This window comes from Streptomyces sp. P9(2023) (genome assembly GCF_032436795.1).
Lineage (GTDB): Bacteria > Actinomycetota > Actinomycetes > Streptomycetales > Streptomycetaceae > Streptomyces.
In genome coordinates this window covers 1-235 of record NZ_JAUPWM010000850.1, presented here as the reverse complement: position 1 = coordinate 235, position 235 = coordinate 1, and the positions used below count along the sequence as shown (strand labels likewise).

Sequence of the window (235 nt, the reverse complement as noted above, 5' to 3'; positions counted from 1 at the left end):
TCTTCCGATCTGAAAATCGGTAAAGCGAATAACTAAATATATAATACTACCGGCTAAAGCGGAATATACCTTTACCCAAGTAAACCAAGAGGTAACATCACTACCCATATATAGCCATATTGGAGTTAGAGCGATAGGCAAAGCAATAAAAATAGCCAAGCTTGCCCATTTGCTAGCACGAATAATTTCATTTAAACCCATTAATGTAACAAGTACAATCAACCACATTATCCAG

1 protein-coding gene is annotated in these 235 nt (G+C 36.2%); it reads right to left on the bottom strand.

The genetic code is table 11. The annotated features are described in order from the left end of the window. Positions 1-235 (bottom strand): DUF5692 family protein (locus tag Q5762_RS39675; protein ID WP_315897177.1); only part of this gene is annotated, 235 nt, incomplete at both ends.